This is a genomic window from Arthrobacter sp. Leaf69 (assembly GCF_001422645.1).
In the GTDB taxonomy this organism is placed as follows: Bacteria; Actinomycetota; Actinomycetes; order Actinomycetales; family Micrococcaceae; genus Arthrobacter.
On sequence record NZ_LMLR01000013.1, the window covers coordinates 237125 to 255137 of the forward strand.

The 18013-nt window shown below is 62.7% G+C and carries 16 protein-coding genes; 12 read left to right on the forward strand and 4 right to left on the reverse strand.

The window, feature by feature from the left end; all coding sequences use genetic code 11:
- Window positions 1–126 precede the first annotated feature (126 nt).
- From ASE96_RS14060 to ASE96_RS14075, 4 genes are read right to left on the reverse strand one after another with little or no spacing between them, the layout of a single operon-like run.
- On the reverse strand, window positions 127–501 hold the full coding sequence (locus ASE96_RS14060) for a hypothetical protein (protein ID WP_056431587.1): 375 nt from the start codon (window positions 499–501) through the stop codon (window positions 127–129).
- The gene (locus ASE96_RS14065; RefSeq protein ID WP_056431589.1) at window positions 498–836 is read right to left on the reverse strand and encodes a hypothetical protein; all 339 of its coding nucleotides are present in this window, start codon (window positions 834–836) and stop codon (window positions 498–500) included. The genes ASE96_RS14060 and ASE96_RS14065 overlap by 4 nt, the downstream gene beginning before the upstream one ends.
- Window positions 837–874: 38 nt before the next feature.
- Window positions 875–2173 (reverse strand): Y-family DNA polymerase, encoded by a 1299-nt coding sequence (locus ASE96_RS14070; RefSeq protein WP_200913060.1) that lies wholly within the window; start codon window positions 2171–2173, stop codon window positions 875–877.
- 47 nt (window positions 2174–2220) lie between these two features.
- Window positions 2221–2652, reverse strand: a complete 432-nt coding sequence (locus ASE96_RS14075; protein WP_056431592.1) for a LexA family protein — start codon at window positions 2650–2652, stop codon at window positions 2221–2223.
- Between the two features lie 219 nt (window positions 2653–2871).
- Between ASE96_RS14075 and ASE96_RS14080 the strand changes: the two genes are divergently transcribed.
- From ASE96_RS14080 to ASE96_RS14135, 12 genes are all read left to right on the forward strand, one after another.
- A complete protein-coding gene (locus tag ASE96_RS14080) occupies window positions 2872–3159 on the forward strand; it encodes a hypothetical protein (protein WP_056431595.1) in 288 nt (95 codons plus the stop codon).
- A gap of 12 nt (window positions 3160–3171) precedes the next feature.
- Window positions 3172–4626, forward strand: a complete 1455-nt coding sequence (locus ASE96_RS18905) for a type IV secretion system protein (protein WP_082492744.1) — start codon at window positions 3172–3174, stop codon at window positions 4624–4626.
- Window positions 4604–6124, forward strand: coding sequence for an SCO6880 family protein (locus ASE96_RS14090; RefSeq protein ID WP_056431599.1), 1521 nt, complete (start codon window positions 4604–4606; stop codon window positions 6122–6124). The genes ASE96_RS18905 and ASE96_RS14090 overlap by 23 nt, the downstream gene beginning before the upstream one ends.
- Window positions 6125–6366: 242 nt before the next feature.
- Entirely contained in the window at window positions 6367–7581 is a 1215-nt protein-coding gene (locus ASE96_RS14095) for a hypothetical protein (protein WP_056431601.1), read from the forward strand.
- An 8-nt stretch (window positions 7582–7589) separates the two neighbouring features.
- Window positions 7590–9404 (forward strand): type IV secretory system conjugative DNA transfer family protein, encoded by a 1815-nt coding sequence (locus tag ASE96_RS14100; RefSeq protein WP_056431606.1) that lies wholly within the window; start codon window positions 7590–7592, stop codon window positions 9402–9404.
- Window positions 9388–9897: a hypothetical protein gene (locus ASE96_RS14105; protein ID WP_056431608.1), complete on the forward strand. Its 510-nt coding sequence runs from the start codon at window positions 9388–9390 to the stop codon at window positions 9895–9897. Before ASE96_RS14100 ends, ASE96_RS14105 begins: the two co-directional genes overlap by 17 nt.
- A 170-nt stretch (window positions 9898–10067) precedes the next feature.
- Window positions 10068–11150 (forward strand): ArdC-like ssDNA-binding domain-containing protein, encoded by a 1083-nt coding sequence (locus tag ASE96_RS14110; RefSeq protein WP_156367607.1) that lies wholly within the window; start codon window positions 10068–10070, stop codon window positions 11148–11150.
- A gap of 62 nt (window positions 11151–11212) precedes the next feature.
- Entirely contained in the window at window positions 11213–11725 is a 513-nt protein-coding gene (locus ASE96_RS14115) for a single-stranded DNA-binding protein (protein ID WP_056431614.1), read from the forward strand.
- A gap of 819 nt (window positions 11726–12544) precedes the next feature.
- Window positions 12545–14191 (forward strand): hypothetical protein, encoded by a 1647-nt coding sequence (locus ASE96_RS14120; protein ID WP_056431617.1) that lies wholly within the window; start codon window positions 12545–12547, stop codon window positions 14189–14191.
- 167 nt (window positions 14192–14358) lie between these two features.
- The gene (locus ASE96_RS14125) at window positions 14359–15858 is read left to right on the forward strand and encodes a type I restriction-modification system subunit M (RefSeq protein ID WP_056431620.1); all 1500 of its coding nucleotides are present in this window, start codon (window positions 14359–14361) and stop codon (window positions 15856–15858) included.
- Complete coding sequence (locus tag ASE96_RS14130; RefSeq protein WP_056431623.1) at window positions 15851–16999, forward strand: restriction endonuclease subunit S; 1149 nt, start codon at window positions 15851–15853, stop codon at window positions 16997–16999. Before ASE96_RS14125 ends, ASE96_RS14130 begins: the two co-directional genes overlap by 8 nt.
- Window positions 16999–17934: a restriction endonuclease gene (locus ASE96_RS14135; RefSeq protein WP_056431625.1), complete on the forward strand. Its 936-nt coding sequence runs from the start codon at window positions 16999–17001 to the stop codon at window positions 17932–17934. The genes ASE96_RS14130 and ASE96_RS14135 overlap by 1 nt, the downstream gene beginning before the upstream one ends.
- The last annotated feature ends 79 nt before the right edge of the window (window positions 17935–18013 follow it).

An 18013-nucleotide genomic window follows, 5' to 3' on the forward strand; every position in this document is an offset into this window, starting at 1 on the left:
GTTACTCCGACGTATAGCTTCGCCGCAGCGAGGTTTTCGAGCGGCGTTCCCCTCTGGAGCAGCTTTTGTGGAACCAGTTCCACACCTGCATGTTCTTGTACTGCCTGTGCTCGTCAAGGGCCGGCGCTAGCGCCAGCGGAAGGATTCCAGCGCCCGGTGCAGGGGAGCGGGGTTAGTCTTCAGCCGGTCCACGGGGCGGGATCCGGCCAGGTCCCTAGAGGGCGTAACCATCCAGGTGGTGAAGTAGTTGTGCGGGATGTCCAGTTCCATGGCTCTCCGAAAGAGGCCTGTGACCGTCGGGTGGAGCTGTCCGCCGGAGAGGAACTGGAATCCCGGGCAGAAGGTCCCGTCGTCGATGAAGACGCGGACGAGCTGCCGGATCACGGGTTCGGGGTCTTCCATGAGCTCGGAGAGCCGACGGCGGACCAGCTCCAGGGAGGGCAGCGTGAACTCCGCCCGGACCCCTGCCCACGTCTGATCACTGATGGATTGGCCGTTCACTCTTCTTCCGTTGTTTGGCCGGCGTCGCTGATGCTGTCCAGCAGCCACCGGGTGGAGAGCGGTTCCCGGCGGAGCGTGACGGTCCTGAGGGCGGAATGGGTGCCGGGACGGACCTGGAGCCGCCAGAATTCGATGCTGACCAGGTCGCCGCTTCCGACGGCTGCCGTGCGCCGGGTGTCCCACCAGGCGTCTCTTCCGAACCAGTGCTGGGAATCCGTGTGGGGATCGACAAGCCAGATCCGTCCGTCGTGCCGGATGGCGAGCGGTTTGCCGGCAGGGTCGGTCCGGACCTGAAGGTCAGTGCTGCGTGTGGGGGCTTCGATGGTGCTGGTCATGGGGGTGCGTTCTTTCGTGGTGCGGTCGTGCGGGTGGTTTAGGCGGCTTTGACGAGGGGGAGTTCGTCCCAGTGGGTGGTGTAGCGGGGGGAGAGCATGTCCCGTTTCATGGTCCAGTCCGGTCCGCCGCGGATGCCGCCGTGGCCCAGGCCGATGGAGCCGCGTCCGTAGCGGCGGGTGATGTCTTCGAGGAGGGTGCCGACGTGGCGTTCCTCGTGCGGGTTTTCGAACAGGGCCAGGGGTGCCTGGTTGCCGGTGGGCCGGAGGTCGGTGACCATGATGCCGGCCCTGGCGTACCTGATGCCCTCGCAGATACGGGGGAGGAGGGCGTAGGCGGCCTTGGTCAGGATCACGGGGTCGGCGGTGGGCATCGGCAGCGGCACGCACACGGAGGGGTAGGAGGTGTCTTTCGGGTTGAAGTGTGAGGTGCCGGCGAACGCGGTGAGGACTTTGGCCTGGAGCCCGTGTTTGGCCAGCCGCGCCGAGGCCTGCTGGCCGTAGACGCTCATGACCTGCCGGATCCCGGCCGCGGTGGAGATCGGGGTGGCGAAGGAGCGGGAGAAGATGAGCTGGTCCCGGCCGATCCGTTCTTCTTCCATGGGGATGCAGGGGGTGCCCTGCAGTTCCAGTACGGTGCGCATCATGACCACGGAGAAGCGGTTCCGGATCATCACCGGGTCGGCCCGAAACAAGTCAAGGATGGAAAGAATGCCCAGGGCGTTGAGGCGTTTGGTCAGCCGGGTGGCGACACCCCAGATCTCGATCACGGACAGGCGGCGCATCAGTGATTCCCTGTCGGCGGCGGGCACGGAGTCCCAGTGGCAGACCCCGTCGAAGGCCGGGTTGTTCTTGGCCCATTTATTCGCCAGTTTCGCCAGGGTTTTCGTGGGCGCGATTCCGACGCAGACCGGAACGCCGACGTTGCGCCGCAAGGTGGCTTTCATGTCTCGGCCCAGGGCCCGGAGCTCCTCCGGGGTGCCTTTGACTCCGAGGAACGCTTCGTCGATGCTGTAGACCTCCAGCCACGCGGAGTAGCGGCCGAGGAGTTCCATGACGCGGGCGCTGATGTCGCCGTAGAGCTCGTAGTTGCTGGAGAGGGCAACGAGGCCCCATTCCTTGGCGCGCGGGGCGAGTTTGAACCACGGTTCACCCATGGGGATGCCCAGGGCCTTAGCTTCCGGGGAGCGGGTGACGGCGCAGCCATCGTTGTTGGAGAGGACGATGACGGGCCTGCCCTCCAGTGACGGGTCGAACGCCCGCTCGGCCGAGGCGTAGAAGCAGTTCACATCCACATGCGCGATCTGCGGCATGTGCCGCATCACCGCCGGCTTAGACATAGCGTGCCCCGGGCCGGCACGGCTCCCGTTTAACGCAATAGCGCACCTTAAACATGGTGGAGGCACCGGGTGGCGACGCCCCAGATGATCAGGTCCGACAGCGAAGGTACTCGGATGTCCGGGTAGGCCGGGTTCTCCGCCTGCAGCACCACCCCGGTTCCGGTGATCCGCAGCCGTTTGATGGTCAGCTCCCCGTCCAGGACAGCAACCACCACGGACCCGTCCACCGGTTCCAGGGCACGGTTGACGATCAGCTCATCGCCGTCGCTGATGCCGGCGCGTTCCATCGATTCCCCGGACACCCGCACGACATAGGTACTGGTGATGTCTTTGATCAGGTGCTCGTTCAGGTCGATTCGGCCATCAAAGTAGTCCTGCGCGGGCGAGGGATACCCGGCCGCGACGGGGACCGGAGAGATCAGAACCGACAGCAACGACATACCCGCATCTATCACACGGGGACCAACGACAACGCCCACAACACACCCTTTATTCGAATATATGTTCGATACATTCAGTGTAGCCCCGGGTGCTGACATTGAGCATTCTCCATCATGTTGCATCCGATGCAGGATGCCCGGGGAGGTACGAACCCGTCTCGAAAATCAACAACAGTCATGTCGCCCCGCCCGGCAACCTCCATGAAGTCGTGAGCCCAAAACCCTCTTTACATTCGAAGACGACAGATGGAGCGCCCGATGTTGCTGGCAGCTGTGGATCCCGGAATCACCCCCAACGCAAACTTTCCCTTTCTCGAATCGCTGAAGCAGATCGGCGGCGGCATCCTCGTCGGTGCCTTTATCGTGATTGCCATTGTCGCGATCATGGGCGCCGCGATGCTGTTGGCAGGCAAGTTGAGCCAATCGTCGCGCCTGGCATCCGGTGGGGGCATGATCCTGCTCTGGACTGGCCCGGTGGCAGCAATCCTGGGTGGCATTAACGGCTACATTCTTTGGTCCCAGTCGGCGTTCAATCTCGGATTCTAGGTCCGATTCATCATGCCGGTTGATTGTGATCTCAACGGATGGTGGCCGCCCGGGTGCGGTCTTGTCTCCCAAACGAACGACGGCATCCAGGGTTCAATCACATCGCTTTTCGCGAATATTCTCCAAAATATCGCCTCCTGGATCTGGTCTTTCATCACTGGCGCGTTCAGCTTCTCAGACGTGGATGATTCGCAGTGGACCGCCGTCGAAGGGCTCACGAGCTGGTGGGTTGTCGTCATGATGACACCCCTTGTTGTTGCCATGATCCTCCAGCTGCTGTCGGGTTTGATCAGCCAACAACCCCGCCGTCTTGTGCGGGCCCTGGTAGGCGGGGCTGCCGCTGTCCCCATGGTGGCGGGTGCGGTGTACCTGGTCCGCCAGCTCACCAAAGTGAGTGATTCGGCGTCCGCGGCGCTTCTTGGCTCCCTGGGAACAGATCCATACGTGCTGTTCATGAGGCTCTTCGGCTTCGAAAAGGCTCCGGCCGGCGCCGGCAGAGACTGGAACGTCATCTCTTTGGCTCCCGGGTCCAGTGGAGGCGCGGCCGGGGCGGTTGTCGTCACCGCCATGGCAGTCATCGTTGTCTGGGTTCTGGCGTTCATCCTGATGTGTTCGATGATCTTTCGATCTTTTGCGCTCATCGTGCTCGCTGCAGTCGCCCCGGTCGCTCTCATGCTCATGCCGTGGGAGAAGACGCAAACGTGGGCCCGACGGTGGTGCGAGATAGTCGTCGCGTTGCTTCTCGCCAAGCCGTTGGCCGCAACCGTGCTCGCGGTGGCCATCAAGCTCTTTGCCGAGTCGAAGTCGTTCGCCGGACTGGCAGCCGGCGTAGTCGGCATGGCCTTGGCTTGTGGTGCTCCGCTGATGGCGTTACGTCTGGTTAGTTTCGCCGGTGGTGAGCTTGCAGGAGCCGCGCAAACTGCGGGCGGCGGTCACGTTCTTTCCCGAAGCTCTGGCTTTGCCGCCCGGCAAATCAGCCGACAGACCGGCGGCCGTTTCTCGCTCGCGGGCCTGGCATCGCACTCATCTGCGACCCGTCCGATCCAGTCGAGCCGACCGCAGTTTCCCACCCGCGCACTTCCACCCCGGGCACCACTGCCGCCATCGCAGACCGGCACGACGTCGCCCCAGACCCCCGGGGGTAATGGCACTGCCTTGATGCTCGACGCCAGCACCAAGGCTTCCGAGCGACCGTCACCCCGGGCGCGTGGAGGTCGGCGTGGGCCGAATGCGACTCCGGGCGCATCGCTCGAGGGCCCGGGTACGCGTGCAATTGACGAGACGCCATCTCCACCGAGACAGCCGGCTGATCCGGAGGCCTCTACAACGGCGCCGCCCCAGGCCTCCTCGCCATCCTCCCCGCCGCCGACCTCGCCACCGCGGCCTCCTATGGCAACACCGGGTCGCCCGCCCATCCGACAGCAACCAGTCGTCCAGCACCCGAATGACGGTGATTCTCATGTCTGAAAATTCGCGCGCCCTCGAGGCCGTCAAGTTCCCCCGGTACGAGCGTCGCGGCTTGTTTATGGGTCTGAAGTGGTACCAGCTGCTGCTTCTGGCGGCCGGGGTCCTTGTAGCCAGCACGGCATCGGCACTTCGCGGACCAGTTGGCCTCTTCGCATCGGGACCAATATGGCTGTTGCTCATCCTGCTCGGGTTGCTCCAGTATTCGAGGATTCCCTACCCGGTATGGGCCGGGCATGCAGCCCTGTTCTTCTTCCGGTTGGCCGCCAAGCAAACCCGCTTCCTGGTCAGGCCGGAGCGCCCGGCCTTGGCGGGGCGCCTGGCGCTGCCGGGCGGATTGCGGAACCTGGAATTGCGTCGGACCTCAACCGGTGAGTCGTTCATCGTGGATACCCGAGGCAGGGAGGCGATCGCCGTGCTGCGCTGCAGCACCCGATCATTCGCGCTCCTGGACTCTGACGACAAGGCCTGGGCGGTTCAGGCCTGGTCCCGCGTGCAGGCAGGCATGGCCCAGCGCAGCAGCGTCGCCAGAATCGCCGTCCAGGATTACACCGTCCCGTATCCTTCGTCGGCCTTGCGCGACTTCTACGAACGCACTGCCCCACAGCATGCAAGCACCCTTGAAGGACTCACCGGGGGTCAACGCGCCTATGAGGACCTGATCGCTGCTGCCGGATCGGCGATGAGCCACGACCTCTTGCTCGCACTCGTGGTGGACACCGGCAAATCGCGACGCCGAATCAAGGAGTCCGGCGGGGGACTGGCCGGCGTCGAACAGGTCCTGCGGTTGGAAGTCGAAGCCATGACCACCGCGCTGGTCACTCACAATGTCAGGGTCGAGGAATGGCTTCCGGAGACGGGCCTCCTCGACGTCGTCCGCGGTGCCTTCGATCCGGCCGCCCCAGCAGCCCCGGTCCGGCAGTCCGCAGTCAGCACGGCGGCGACGGAGCTCCAGAACGATACTGAATCCAAGGCGCCCTGCGTCACGGCCGGGCCGATGGCGGTCGACGAGCACTGGACCTATGTGCGCACTGACTCCGGTTTTCATCAAACGTTTTGGGTCGCCGAATGGCCGCGGCAGAAGGTATTTCCGGGCTTCCTCCACCCCTTGATCTATGTCGGCGATTTCCGCCATACGGTGACCGAGGTGATCCGGGTCGTGCCAACAACAGAAGCGCTTCGGGACATTCGCTCAGCTCAGGAAGCCCACGAAACGCGTCGGCGGATCAACACACGCTTCGACAGGCCGCTCACCCGGGAGCAACGGGCGGAGGAAGAAGAAGTAACCCAGCGGGAGGAAGAAATCGTCGCCGGTCACGGAGACGTGCGGCCGGCCGCGTACGTGACCATCACGGCGGGCACCCTCAAAGACTTAGCTCGGCACAGGCAGGAGCTCGAGTCTGCGGCGGCGGGAGCCTTTGTCGAACTGCGTCTTTTGGCCGGGCAGCAGTGGGCGGCCTTCGTCGCCGGCGCGCTCCCGTTTGGGCGGGGACTGCGGTGAAGAGGGCAGGCCAATCGGTTCACTATGTGCCGGCGGGTGGGAACCGCCAGGAGCGGAAGGAACTGCGCCGACAGGAGAACTACACTCACAGCCGACCGTGGGAGTCCGCACTCCGACGCTTAGGAGAGGCGGTCGGCGCCGGGCTCGACAGAAGAGAGCACGGCGGCGACTGGGGGAGCCGTGAAGCGAATTCCCTGCGCGGCCCGCACCGCCTGCGCCCGGCGCCGCACCGGGCGTCCACCATGACCTTTGCCGCTGCGTACCCGTTTATCACCGAATCAGGGCTGGGCCACGAGGGAACATACATCGGCACCGACGTGTTCGGCTCCGGTGCGTTCTCCTACGATCCGTGGATTCTCTATGACAAAGGCGTGATCAGCGGCCCGTCGATCGTCGTTATCGGCACCGTGGGGACAGGGAAGTCCATGTGCGGAAAGTCCCTGGTGGCCAGATCGATCACGCTGGGTCGGAAGGCCGCCGTCGCCTCCGACCCCAAGGGGGAGTGGGTCGCCGTGGCGAACGCCGTCGGCGGGAAGGTCATTTCTGTGGGTCCCGGCCGCGCTGCCCGGGTCAATCCGCTCGACGCCGGTCCGCGGTCCAGTGCGCTCAGCGAGGCGCAGTGGCAGGCCGTGGTCCGTCAACGGCGACGCTACCTGCTGGTGGCGCTGGTGTCGCTCATGCGGCAGGGGATGCCGCTGCATCCGGTGGAACACACAGCCCTGGACATGGCGCTCATGGAAACCGTGGCCCAGAACTCGAATCCCACGCTGCCGATGGTCCTGGACCACCTGCTGAACCCGTCAAGGGAAACCATCGGGCTGGTCGGCAAGGACGGAGGACAGGCCGTCAGCCACTCGCTGCGGCGCACCGTATCCGGCGACTTGGAGGGCATGTTTGATGCGCCCTCCACCGTCTCCTTCGATGCTGATGCGCCCATGATGGTGATGGACACGTCCGCGCTGATCGGCGCCTCGGAGCAGGCACTGTCCCTCGCCGCGGCGTGCGGCGCCACCTGGCTGGAAGCCGCCGTGACAAATCCCGACGGCGGCAAACGGCTGGTGGTCTACGACGAAGGCTGGCGCATGCTGGCGGACCCCTACATGCTCGCCAAAATGAGCGAACAATGGCGGCTGGCCCGTACCTACGGCATCGCGAACCTGCTCATCATGCACAAGGTTGCTGATCTCAACGAAATCGGAGACAGCACCAGCGGGCACCGCCAGAAGGCACTCGGCCTGCTCACCGAAGCCGATACCCGGATCATCTACCGGCAAAAGCATGATGCCATGCGCCTGACCAAGGAAGCGTTGGGGCTTTCAGAGGCGGAATGCGAGCATGTGGAGAACCTCCCTAAGGGCGTCGGGCTCTGGAAAGTCGGGAACCGTTCTTTCATCGTCGCCAACCGGGTCACCACCGATGAACTGTCAGTCTTCGGCACCGACGACCGGATGGTCTGAAAGCCACCATGAACCGGCGCGCAGGAGACAGCACTCCACTCGTCACGGCCGGGCTTATCACAACAGCCTGCTACGTTGGCCTTTGCGTCCTCATCCAAGGCGCAGGCCAGCTTCAGATGCTCTGGCGCTGCGGCGGCAGTCCACCACCGCAATTCAACCCGGCCGCCGCCGTCGGACTCCTCCTCGGCCGGATCGATTGGATCGTCCGGCAACCACAAGGATGCGACGTCGGCGCCGGCGCCGTCTGGTGGGTGGTCGGCCCGGTGCTACTCCTGGTGGCGGCGCTCGCCGTCGGGACCGTCCTGGCATGGCGGCGGTGGAAGCAATCAGGTGCGTGGCTGCGCCAGGACATCCTGAACCGCGAGGGTATCGCCCGGCGCTCCGAGATCCGTCACGACTTCGGGGCCAGAGCCGTCCGAAGGCGAGGAAAATTCACACGGCCAGGCTTGGCCAAACCCCGGATCGAGGACGTGGCTTGGACGCTGGGCCGATCCCGCGGCGTCACGATCCACGTCTCCACCGAGGAATCCATGGTCATCCAAGGAGCGCCGCGCTCCGGCAAGGGCCTCTACGTGGTCATCAATGCGATCCTCGACGCGCCGGGCGCCGTGGTCACCACGTCCACCCGCGCCGACAACCTGGTGGTGACTATGAAGGCCCGCGCCACGGGGAGCAGACCGGTAACAGTGTTCGATCCGCAGGGCATGTCCGGGCTGTCTTCAACGCTTCGCTGGTCTCCCGTCCGTGGCTGCGAAGATCCGGACATCGCCACCCGTCGCGCGCTCGTCATCACCGCCGACACCGAGATGAAAGGCGAAAACGCGGCCTGGCAAAAGCGCTCGCTGATCATCCTGCAATGCCTCCTGCACGCTGCGGCACTGTCCGGGGAAGGCGTCCGCGCGTTTCGCCGCTGGTCCTCGAGCCCTGTCCTGGCGCGTGAGGCGTTGGAGGTACTCAGCAGGCCCGAAGCGGCGCTGGGATGGCAGGCCGATCTCATGGGCATCCTTGAGGATGACCCCAGGAACACGTCCAACTCCTGGATCGGTGTCTCGGCCGCAGTTGCGCCGCTGTCATCGCCGAAAGTACTGGCCGCACTGGACCCGTTGGACGAATCCGAGGAATTCGATCCAAAGACATTCATCCGTGACTGCGGCACCTTATATCTGATCGGGACCCGCGCCGGATCCGCCGCGGCTGGTCCGTACCTTTCGGCCTTGATCGACGACATCGACAATGCTGCCCGCGAGATGGCCTTCATCGCCCCTGGTGGCAGGCTGGATCCCCCGCTGTCCCTGATCCTGGACGAGATTGCGAACCTGGCACCGTGGCCGGGCTTGCCGATCGCCCTCTCTGACGGCGGCGGCATCGGCATTTCCACTCTTGTGGTCCTGCAGTCCCTGTCCCAGGCGCGGACGGGCTGGTCTATCGATGAGGCTGCAACCATTTGGGACTCGGCCATCATCAAGGTGATCTTCGGCGGCGGCTCTGACGAGCGTGACCTTCGTTCGCTCGCCGGGCTGCTGGGGGAGCGGAGTCTGATCCTGAACACCCGTTCCTGGTCCGCGCAGGGCCGCCAGGACGGCGAGCAGATCAGGGAGAGCCCGGTCCTGGCGCTGCATGAGATCAGGCGTCTGCCGACCGGCACGGCCCTCATGCTGGGGCGGCGAACCCGTCCCATCCTGTTGGACCTGCGCGAATGGCACAAGCGCAAGGACGCGGCCGAACTTGGCCGGTCGAAGCTGGAGCTTGAACAAGCACTAGCGGACGGGCACCGCCTGCGGCAGCAAACAAGCGTGGAGGTGAGCGATGGCGAGCCAGGATGACACTGAACGCTTTGAGATCCCCTCAATGGGAGGGGAGGACGACGACCTGACAGCTGAGCTTTTCAGGTCCGCATTCCGGCCGCCAGGGAGGGTGACCGGCGTGACCTACCATTGGCGGGAAATGACGGCTGCGCAGGCCGGGAGCGTGTGGGGCGACCTGGCGGTGTGGGTGAGATGGCTTGTCTCCACGTACCAGTTGACGACGTCGGTGATTCCGGATTGCTGGTGGCGCCACACCGAGATCGTTGCCGAGCTATACGCTCTGCATCGGGCGGAACTGGCCTCCTATGCCAGCGATGATTCCGGTTTCGGGCCGCTCGCTTTTCACGAGCGGCTGCCACATGCTGTCGAGCGTCTACGGACCCACACCCGGACAGCCGGCTGTGTAGGCCTTCAAGCGCACAAGGAGCCTGCGTTGAGAATCCTGCGGTTGGACGCGCCGGGCTTCGTTGAGTGGCAGGCGGCTTCCCACCAGGTCGGTGACGAGTTCTGAAGTCATGCTGTTTGCGTCTCTCAGGACATGAATAAGGTATCCGCAGGGTAGTCCCGGCGGGATCCCAAGAAGTATGGAGGGCGGCTGTCGTGGCCCCTGAAACTGATCACGCATCCAGCGATGTGGCGGCAAATGCCGCGTTCAACGCTAGCGACCGCGGCAATGCGCGCGTGACACCGGAAGAACGCATCGCTGCCTTAACGGGTGGTCTCCGCAAGATCCTGGAACAGGCCGTTGAATCTCCGTCGCACTGGCAGGTGCTGCTGGACGGCTCGGCAACATTGTGGCGATACTCGGGCGGCAACGTTGCCCTGCTCATGATGCAGATGGCCCAGCGCGGCACCGACGAACCCACTCTGGTGGCCGGCTACAAGGAATGGGCTCGCCACGGCCGCACCGTGTCGCGGGGTGAGCATGCACTCTGGGTGATCGCGCCCCGCACGGCCCGAGTCCAGCACGTGACACTTCCTGACGGTACCCGGCAGCGCATCCCGGCGGGTAATCAGTTGCCGCGCGGCGCCGTCGACGATGGAAAGAAAACCGTCATCACTGGTTGGCACGGGCAGGCCGTCTTTGACGTCTCGCAGACGCAGGGGGCTCCGCTGTTGGTGCCCCGCGGGGGTGCCGCCGCTGGCGGGGATGCAAGTGAGCTGTGGCGTTCCCTTGCGGCCGTCGCCGGCAGGCACGGGTTCGACGTCGATGTGACGTCCGCCCAGTATGGGCTGACAAGCGGCTTTACGGACTTCGCCGGACACCGGGTCCAGGTTGGCGCGTGGTTGGGTCCGGAAGAGCGCATAGCGGTCCTGGCCCACGAGCTTGGGCACGTGCTGCTCCACGGACCGGACGACGAGATCGGCCGGTTCTACGGCAGCAGCGCAGACCACCGGGGTCTGGCCGAAGTCGAGGCTGAATCCGTCGCCTATACGGTGCTCAAAGCCCACGGGATCGACCGCGGCCCGCAAGCCGCCACCTACCTGGCCGGATGGGCTGACGCCGTCATTGAGGCGGAGAACGATGCGCTTGCCCGCGACGCCGGCCGCAAGCTATCAGAATCCCGTGCGGACATTGCCAAGTCCGTGCTGGGCCGCGTCACCGCTGCCAGCAAGGGAATTCTCGAAATCACCCATCCGCCAGGACTCGGCGGCAAGATCTCCGCCGTCACCGCTGACCCTCGCGTGAACCCCGCAGCGTCCTACATGGGTGTGGAACGGCCCGGGCGATCTGTGGACGGGCCAGTAATGGCCGGGCCGTAGCGACGGCTGTACCGAATCTGTCCGGCGGGAGAGCCCCGCCGGCATCTGAAAGGACAAGAACAATGAGCACCAGGATCCCAGTGAGCATCGCGGGAAATCTCGTCGCTGATCCCGAACTGAGCATCGGCGAGAGCGGCGTGGCCCACGCTAAGCTTCGTGTCGCCGTCAACCATCGAATCCAGGGGGCAGACGGCACATGGCATGACGGAGAACCCGTCTTCCACAATGTCTCCGCCTTCCGCGCGTTGGCAGAAAATGCCGCGATCTCACTGAAGAAGGGCGACCCGGTGACTGTCGCGGGGGAGCTGGAATTCCGCTCGTACGAGAAGGACGGCGAACGTCGCGAGGCCCGGCGTATCGTCGCCGACACGATTGGGCCAGACCTTCGTTTCGGCACTGCGGTGTACCAGCGTGCGTCTCACGTGGCAGTCGTTGGGCCTGAAGGTGAGGTGCACTCGGGCCCTGAAGCGCCCAGGGTAGCAGAGACTGATGCGGCTGCTTACACCCTGACCAGCAAGGGGCCGGTGGTGGCACACCCTTTCGGGGCAGCGGCGGGGAATGAGATGAGCTTTTGAGGTACGCCAATGGCGGACGGACAGGGTGCTAGCAGACCTTGCCAGTCCCGTCACGATGACTGAAGTCGTCATGGACGTTGCAAAGAAGGCGGTGGAGCTCAATGGCTGGTGAGTGAGCCGAAGGCCGCGAAGACTTTGCTTGCCGTGTTGGGTCCCCGCAGATGGTGCAATGCGTAACAAATGATGAGACATTCACTACGGCTTTTACTTGAACCACACAGACCCGGGTGGACTGGCAGGACGTAAAACTTTCGCTGGGTTTGGACGGGGATTGGCTTATTGCGATGGCCGGGTCCGCCGCTGAAGGGTTCTCAAGAGGATGCCGGCTATGGGGTCCCAGAGCCGCACGGTACTGTCCCCCACCCCGTTGAGGCCGAAATGAGGTACCAGTCCCGGCTCGTGCCGAAAGCAACCTAAAAGACGGAACCGGTGTGACCGGTGAGGGGAAGCGCCGGCGGGTGCCGGTGGCTAGGTCCCACGGCCGCACGGTGCCACCCCGGTCACCGGAGGCCAGCAAGGGCCGGCCGTCGGGCGTTGCGCCCGAGGTCACCGAGTTCACTCCGGTGGTGTGGACGGTGAGGTGGTCGCGGACCGTGGTGATTGCTGTAACCGAGGTCGAGTCGTCGGTGTAGCCGGCGAGGGGCCCTCAACAAGGGTGCTTGTGATCGGGTCCCAATTGAGCACGGTGCGGCCCCGGCTGGCGGTGGCCCGGAGGCGCCGACCGTCCTTCGCAGCATGCCGATGATGTCGAGTCGTCCCTTTTTTGCAAGGCGGGAACTATGGATCCATAGAATGAGAGCCCACGGAAAGGACGCTCCTTTGGCACATGGATTCACCGACGCGCAGCGACACGTCTTGCGCGGCGAGAACTTGATGGATGATTTCAGGCGTGCAGGTGCGGAACCCTGGACGGTTCTATATGACTTTGAGGGATCAGCTGCCAAACCGATATCGACGGTCAGTTATTCCGTTCTCGCGCCTCCTGGCTTGCGCCCGGAATTTCTGGACGACGACAGCTGGGATGTGCGCGTAGGTCATGGGCTGCCCGGGACCATCACAACCTTTGGACAAACTCGAACCACATCCTACGTACAGTTCGGCAATGACGAAGGCTGGGAGCCTCTCGTCATCGTCACCGACGGAGCGGGCACCAGAGATGGCCAAGTCCTCCTGAACCAGGAGTTTCGCTTGGTCTTTAACCTTTTTGAGGACAAGGACAGCGGCAACTACTTCAGCGTTGCCGACGATGGCAGCGAAGTGCTGGTGGCGGAAATGTCGCGGCACAAGGTCCGGGTACGGTCTTCCTATCTGGCGCGGTTTCGGGCACTCAAACAACTTGACCTGTGGCTATACACCGAGACGCACAGTCATTTCCGCGATGTAAGCACGAACTATGACTTCGAACCGTTCAACACCAGGTGGAAGGACACCGACTCATCCGGACTCAATCACGTGGGCGTAAGGCTCGGCTACCCGACGGCACTCTTTAGGGCTAAGAAGTTTCTCGGCCCTGCGCCAATTGAATACTGCAACCTCTGGGAATACGAGGCCAAGAACGAACGATACGAAGACTTCATCATCGGCGAGGATGAGGTCGGGCAAACTATCAGATTTACATGCGAAGAAGACAAACTGGCCAACTATTACGGTAAGAATCCCGAAGCTCCCCACTACTTAACGCCGGTCTTCTTTCGCAGTGATGTATTGCAGAAGTACTACGGCAATCCTGAGCTATACACCGTGACCGATGGTTCCATTTCTTGCAAGGGCCGCTGGCACTTGCGGATGGACAATGACCACGGCGACCACGTTGCGGTCTTCCTGGGAGATCTGGGGCGTGACCTGCCGGAGTCCGAACGCCAATACTGGCGAGGGTTCAATGTCGCTCCTGCCGGTTCCATGAGTAGCACGTATGTTCGCCGTTCATTCCTGGGGCAGTGGGTTGATGCGGAGCAGCCGGACCATCAGTTCAAGCGGGCCTACAGGGACGTTCAGTCCCGCTGGCTCCATGATCACGGATGGCAGCCGCATCGGAAGCCCCATAAGATCGACCAAGGGATACTGGAAAGGCTGCACGTGCCTCTGAACGAAACCCAGACTGAGTTTGAGGACCAGTTGCTGATCCTGGCCAAACTTCTTGTGGATTTCCTAAACGACAAAGCGATTGGCAGGGTTGTCGGTAAGGGGCCTGACAACGAAAGAAGCTTGGGCAAACTTCAACGCTTCTTCGAGAAGGTCGGCTACGACCATGCCGGTGAGGACCTTGCGTTGCTCAAGGACGTTCAGGAGCTCCGTTCAAGGGTCGCAGCACACACCAAAGGTTCGGACTATGACAAATACATCGCCGGGAAACTTGCGGGTAAGTCGAAGAAGGAACTCATCAGGGACCTCCATAGTAAGTCGACCCTCATGCTGGACAGATGGACGCAGCTCTCCGGGACGTTCACGGCCAACCAGGAAGCCTAGCGGACTGCCACTCCAAAGGGCATGGGTCAGTGATTCCCATGGTGAACTGGCCTGGCCTTCTCCGACGAGGGATTCGCAATGTCACTGCCTCGGGCAACCCTCAGAGATCGCTCAGCTTGACTACCGTGTGACCGGATCGATCGTCGACGGGTCTATAGGATGGGCCGGTGATAAACGGTGAAATCAAATCTCAGGTAGACAAGGTCTGGAACGCGTTCTGGACCGGCGGCATCTCCAACCCCTTGGAAGTGATCGAACAGATCACGTATCTACTCTTCCTGAAACGTCTGGACGAGAACCAGACGCGGGCGGAGAACAAGGCCAACCGCACCGGCACTCCGGTCGAGAACCCGGTCTTCCCCAGCGGCCTTGATGCAAAGGGCCGCTCCTACCAGGACTTCCGCTGGAGTAAATTCAGGAACTTCTCCCGCGACGAGATGTACACCGTCTTCGCCGAGCACATCTTCCCTTTCCTGCGCACCGGGCTGGTCCAGCTGGCCAACGGCGAGGAATCCTCCTACGCCCATCACATGAAGGACGCCCGCTTCACCATCCCCAACGCCGGGCTGCTTGAGAAAGTCGTCGACATCATAGATGAAATTCCCATGGACGAGCGCGACACCAAGGGCGACCTCTACGAATACATGCTCGGGAAGATCGCCTCGGCCGGCGCGAACGGCCAGTTCCGCACGCCGCGCCACATCATTGACCTGATGGTGAAGATGACGGCGCCGCAGCCGATGGAGGCAATCTGTGACCCAGCCGCCGGCACCGCCGGGTTCCTTGTCCAGGCAGGAGAGTACTTGAGGCAGCAGAACGCCAACCTGCTGACCAGCCCTGAGCAGAGCCGGTTTTTCCACCAAAACCAGTTCCACGGCTACGACTTCGACAGCACCATGCTGCGCATCGGTTCCATGAACATGCTCCTGCACGGCGTCGAGAACCCGGAAATCACCTACCGGGACTCCCTGGCCGACCTGCACGGCTCCGAAGAAGAAAAGTACGACGTCATCCTCGCCAACCCGCCCTTCGCCGGGAGCCTAGACTACGAGAACGTCGCCAAGGACCTGCTTTCCCTGGTCAAGACCAAAAAGACGGAGTTGCTCTTCCTAGCCCTGTTCCTGAGGCTGCTCAAGCCCGGCGGCCGGGCCGCCGTGATCGTGCCTGACGGCGTAATGTTCGGCTCTTCCACGGCCCACAAGGCCCTGCGGAAGATGTTAGTTGAGGACCACAAGCTTGACGGCGTTGTGAAGCTCCCCTCCGGTGTCTTCAAACCGTATGCCGGGGTTTCGACGGCGATACTGTTCTTCACCAAGACGAACTCCGGCGGCACCGACAACGTCTGGTTTTACGACGTCACCTCCGACGGGTTCAGCCTCGACGACAAGCGCACACCGCTGGAAACGTCCGACCTTGGCGACGTCCTGTCTCGCTGGCAGCAGAGGATGACGACGGAGGCAAGCCGGGCGCGCACCGAGCAGTCATTCCTCGTCCCCAAAGCGGAGATTGCCGAGAACGGCTACGACCTTTCGCTCAACAGGTACAAGGAAGTTGAGCACGAAGAGATTGAGCATAAGGAGCCAGCCGAGATCATAGCCGATCTGGAAGTTCTTGAATCTGAGATCGCCCAGAGCCTGGCAGAGCTGAAAGCGTTAGTCCGTGGTTGAGGCTGTTTTGCTCCGTGACGTGGCGAAAATTGATCGAAAATCCGTCGCCCCGGAAAATATTGAGTCTGGTTCGAAGTACGTGGGCCTTGAAAACATTGAATCTGGCGGTCGACTCATAAACGTGGGAACCGTCTCCAGCGGTGACTTAGCTAGTTCGAAGTTCGAGTTCACGAGTGAGCACGTTCTCTATGGGAAGCTACGGCCCTACTTGGCGAAGATCGCGCTTCCGGAGTTCGACGGGATCTGTAGTACGGACATCGTGCCGGTGCTGCCCGGCTCCAAGTTGGACAGGCGATTCCTAGTTCATTTCCTTCGCCAGCCGAACAAGGTGCAGTTGGCCAACTCGTGGGCCACAGGTGCAAACCTTCCGCGGCTCAGTCCAACGGCTTTGGGAAATATGGTCGTACCGCTCCCGCCGCTTGATGAGCAGCTGCGGATTGCAGCCATCCTGGACAAGGCCGAAGAGCTTCGCATCAAACGCCGAAAGGCTCTCGCCCATCTCGAAACCCTCGCCCAGTCCCTCTTCCACTCCATGTTTGGTGATCCGGATCCCGAAAAGGACGGACAGCCGCTCAGTTCGCTGGTACCCCAAGGCGACGGCATCAATTACGGGGTTATACAGCCCGGCGCAGATGTTGCCGGTGGCAAACCGCTCATTCGAGTCAGCGACTTAGCCCTGGGTGGCGTGCGGTTGACTCACCTCAAGGCGATCGCACCCGAAATCGAGGCACAATATAGGCGCTCACGGCTGAAAGGGACAGAGATCCTTGTCAGTTGTGTGGGAACCATCGGCGAAATTGCCACGACGAATTCTGATGTGATCGGCTTCAACATTGCACGGGCTGTTGCCCGAGTTCCCATTGATCGCCCGAGTCTCCGCTTCTACGTTGCCGAATACCTGCGAACAGCGCGCGTAAAGCGATATTTCACCAAAGAGCTGCGGACCGTTAGCCAGCCAACGCTAAACATCAAGCAATTGGGAGACACACTTGTGATCGTTCCACCAGAGGATCAACAAGATCTGTTTGCCGAGAGGGTTTCCGCAATAGAGCGTCTCAAGGACCACCACCGCGAGCAGCTTGACGAACTGGACGCCCTCTTCGCGTCGCTCCAGAACCAGGCCTTCAAGGCGGAGCTCTAATGAGCGAGAGGGTTTCCGCCACGACGGACTCTGAGGTGCCGATCTGGCCGATGTTCGTGGCCCACGTACTCGGGGTACTCGCCGCCGGCGAGACGCTGCACCGCCGGGACATCGTGAGCCGTGCCATATACGCTGCGGGACTGTCGGAGGCGGCGCGGTTGGAGACGCTGAACACCGGTGGCCTCCGCTCCGAGCAACGGCTCGGTTGGGCCATCAGCAACCTCCTCAAAGCCGGATGGATCGAGCGGCCGGTCCGGGCCAACTACCGCATCACCGAAGCGGGGCGGGAGTGGTATTCCAGCCACCCGGAAGGTATCAGTGACTTTTCCACGGCGCGGATGCTGTTTGCACCCTACTGGCCGCAGTCGGATGCCCGGAAACCGACGCTGTCCGACGTCGATGAGACACTCGTGGAGGATATTGACCCGATCGAACAGATCGAATCCGGGATCAACCGCATCCACTCCGACGTCGGCGACGCGCTCCTAACACGTCTCCGGGAGAACCACCCCGACTTCTTTGAGCAGGCGGTTGTCGATCTACTCCTCAAGATGGGCTACGGCGGGGCCGAGCAGAGGGGAAAGCGCATCGGTGGCAGCAATGACGGCGGTGTCGACGGGGTCATCGACCAGGACGCGCTGGGTCTGGACCGCATCTACGTGCAGGCCAAACGGTACGCCAATGGCAATACGGTCGGCCGGGAAGCCATTCAGGCCTTCGTCGGCGCACTGCACGGCGTCGGCGCTTCCCGCGGCGTTTTCATCACAACGAGCGCCTTCACCTCCGGGGCACGGGATTACGTGAAGGCTGTTCCTTCGCGGGTCATTCTTATCGACGGTGCCCGGCTTGTGGGGCTGATGATCAAGTACCGGGTGGGAGTCCAGGTGAAGCAGAGCTACGACATTGTCGAGCTTGACGAGGACTTCTTTGAGTAGTTACATCCCCGGAACGGAATGTCGCATTGCCACAGGTCTGAGTTGAAACCGGTGTTGCCCGGCCCTATGCCGGGCAGCA

Coding starts and splice junctions, on each gene's coding strand:
- ASE96_RS14070 (WP_200913060.1), bottom strand. CDS start 2,173: ATGTCTAAGCCGGCGGTGATGCGGCACATGCCGCAGATCGCGCATGTG.
- ASE96_RS14105 (WP_056431608.1), top strand. CDS start 9,388: ATGGCGAGCCAGGATGACACTGAACGCTTTGAGATCCCCTCAATGGGA.
- ASE96_RS14095 (WP_056431601.1), top strand. CDS start 6,367: ATGACCTTTGCCGCTGCGTACCCGTTTATCACCGAATCAGGGCTGGGC.
- ASE96_RS14135 (WP_056431625.1), top strand. CDS start 16,999: ATGAGCGAGAGGGTTTCCGCCACGACGGACTCTGAGGTGCCGATCTGG.
- ASE96_RS14100 (WP_056431606.1), top strand. CDS start 7,590: ATGAACCGGCGCGCAGGAGACAGCACTCCACTCGTCACGGCCGGGCTT.
- ASE96_RS14090 (WP_056431599.1), top strand. CDS start 4,604: ATGACGGTGATTCTCATGTCTGAAAATTCGCGCGCCCTCGAGGCCGTC.
- ASE96_RS14115 (WP_056431614.1), top strand. CDS start 11,213: ATGAGCACCAGGATCCCAGTGAGCATCGCGGGAAATCTCGTCGCTGAT.
- ASE96_RS14080 (WP_056431595.1), top strand. CDS start 2,872: ATGTTGCTGGCAGCTGTGGATCCCGGAATCACCCCCAACGCAAACTTT.
- ASE96_RS14065 (WP_056431589.1), bottom strand. CDS start 836: ATGACCAGCACCATCGAAGCCCCCACACGCAGCACTGACCTTCAGGTC.
- ASE96_RS18905 (WP_082492744.1), top strand. CDS start 3,172: ATGCCGGTTGATTGTGATCTCAACGGATGGTGGCCGCCCGGGTGCGGT.